Here is a 2,406-nt window from a genome sequence, read left to right as displayed (position 1 = left end):
GACGTGCTTCGAGCAACTTCACATTGGCGGGAACATCGTCAACGACTAGTATGCGGGCCGTCATATTTAACTCCCCTGACGGTCAAGCGTCGCCAAGATAAGATTTGATCGTTTCGATGAACTTCGGCACCGAGATGGGTTTTGAAATATAAGCCTCGCAACCGCCTTGCCGGATACGCTCCTCATCGCCCTTCATGGCAAAAGCAGTAACGGCAATGATCGGGATTACATGCAGCTCGTCGTCCGCCTTCAACCATTTCGTGACTTCCAAACCCGACACCTCGGGCAGCTGAATATCCATAAGGATCAGATCTGGCCGATGTTCGCGAGCCAGATCAAGCGCTTCCAGCCCATTGCGGGTCCGGATGGTTTCATAGCCGCTGGCTTCAATAAGATCGCGGAAGAGCTTCATATTAAGCTCATTATCCTCGACGATCATCACTTTCTTTACCATCGGCAATTTCCTGTTGATCATGCTTGAAAGACGCGCGCCGTCCGTGAAGAACTATGGGACAAAGATCAGGTTGCAGCCCCAACTGTATGGATGCATTTGATAGCCTGTGATGATTGATGAAAAGGTAACTCTTCAGCCCAATCCCGAAATGCTGCTGATCATGTTTAACCAAGGATTTATTGAACATCTTCTTTTGATCATATTCAACCGGCTACAGCGAAATTTGGGCACACGAAACAGCATGTAGGGCTGTGAGACGTACTATTCTGGGTTGCAGGACCCGGCAAACCATGGACAGGCGGTGTAAATGAGGAATCAGATCAATCTCGGCGACGCGGAAACCTTGGCCATCAATGCTTTGATATTCCTGGCCGACGACAGTGAGTTGCTTGCCCGGTTCCTTGMTTTGACCGGAATTACCGCCGATCAGATTCGGACGGCGGCCGGCGAACCGGGTTTTCTGGCGGGTGTTCTCCAATTCTACCTTGGGCACGAACCGACGCTAATACGCTATTGCGAGGCAACAGGCACAGATCCTGCCCTCTTCCAGGAAGCACTTCGGCTCCTTCCTGGTGGCCGGCAAGATATCGATTGAACGGTTGATAGGCTTCGGCTGATCGTTGCAAGGTAAAGGCACCTTCGCTAAGGTCTGCTCGTTCCTTTTATGTTCCGGACCCCAATGGCAACCCCCAACGATCCGAGATTTGGTTTTTGCCGTGACTGTCTGGCGGCTCAGACATCGGAAGGTAAACGCTGCCATGTGTGCGGCAGCCCCCGTCTCCTGCGCCATCCGGAGCTTTATCGCCTCAGCATCGCTCATGTGGATTGCGATGCTTTCTATGCATCGGTGGAAAAGCGCGACAATCCTGAATTACGCAATAAACCCGTTATCATTGGCGGCGGCAAACGCGGCGTCGTTTCAACAGCTTGCTACGTCGCCCGCATCCATGGTGTGAAGTCGGCGATGCCGATGTTCAAGGCTCTGGAGGCTTGCCCGCACGCCGTGGTTATCAGTCCCGACATGGAAAAATATGCCCGGGTTGGTCGCGAAATTCGGCAGATGATGCGCGATCTGACACCTTTGGTAGAGCCGTTGTCGATCGATGAAGCTTTTCTGGATCTGTCAGGGACAGAACGTCTGCATCACGATCCACCTTCCCGTGTGATGGCGCATTTTTCAAATCGGGTAGAACGAGAAATGGGGCTTTCCGTTTCTGTCGGTATCTCCTACTGCAAATTCCTGGCGAAGATCGCCTCGGACTTCGAGAAGCCGCGCGGCTTTTCCATCATCGGAGAGCAAGAGGCCTCCGCTTTCCTAGCCGATAAACCGGTTACCATGATATGGGGCGTCGGCAAGGCTTTCAATGCGACGCTGGAGCGCGACGGCATTCGCACCATAGGCCAACTTCAGACGATGGAACTTGGCCCCTTGATGGCTGCCTATGGTACTATGGGGCAGCGCCTCTACCGTCTATCGCGGGGACTTGATACGCGCCGCGTCGAACCTGACAGTGAAAGCAAAAGCGTATCCGCTGAAACGACCTTCAATGAAGATATCGCATCGCTTGAAGAGCTCACGCCGATATTGCGGTCTTTATCGGAAAAGGTCTCGAGGCGCCTCAAAGCGGCGGACATCGCTGGAAGGACTGTCGTCCTTAAATTGAAGTCCCGGGATTTCAAACTCAGAACCCGAAACCGCCAGTTGGCCGATCCGACACAACTGGCCGACCGGATTTTCCGCACTGGTTTTTCGCTGCTTGAAAAAGAAATCGACGGCACGCGATTTCGTCTACTCGGGATTGGCGTCAGCGACCTTGGCAACAATGATCGCGCTGATCCGCTCGACCTTGTCGATATTCAGGCGACTAAACGTGCGGTTGCCGAAACGGCGATAGACAAGCTTCGCGGGAAATTCGGCAACCATGCTGTCGAGACCGGATACACGTTCGGCA

The 2,406-nt window shown here is 53.3% G+C and carries 3 protein-coding genes; 2 read left to right on the top strand and 1 reads right to left on the bottom strand.

The window, feature by feature from the left end; genetic code table 11:
- Window positions 1–82 precede the first annotated feature (82 nt).
- A complete protein-coding gene (locus tag ACXJ5O_RS24555) occupies window positions 83–439 on the bottom strand; it encodes a response regulator (protein WP_436119481.1) in 357 nt (118 codons plus the stop codon).
- 322 nt (window positions 440–761) lie between these two features.
- Between ACXJ5O_RS24555 and ACXJ5O_RS24550 the strand changes: the two genes are divergently transcribed.
- Both ACXJ5O_RS24550 and ACXJ5O_RS24545 read left to right on the top strand, forming a co-directional pair.
- Window positions 762–1,049 (top strand): DUF3572 domain-containing protein, encoded by a 288-nt coding sequence (locus ACXJ5O_RS24550; RefSeq protein WP_457302188.1) that lies wholly within the window; start codon window positions 762–764, stop codon window positions 1,047–1,049.
- 84 nt (window positions 1,050–1,133) lie between these two features.
- Window positions 1,134–2,406: DNA polymerase IV (locus ACXJ5O_RS24545; RefSeq protein ID WP_457302187.1), on the top strand; the 1,273-nt coding region annotated here is incomplete at its 3' end.

Source organism: Phyllobacterium sp. P5_D12, assembly GCF_054049495.1.
The sequence above is the reverse complement of the archived record's forward strand: the minus strand, read 5'-3'. Positions and strand labels throughout refer to the sequence as shown.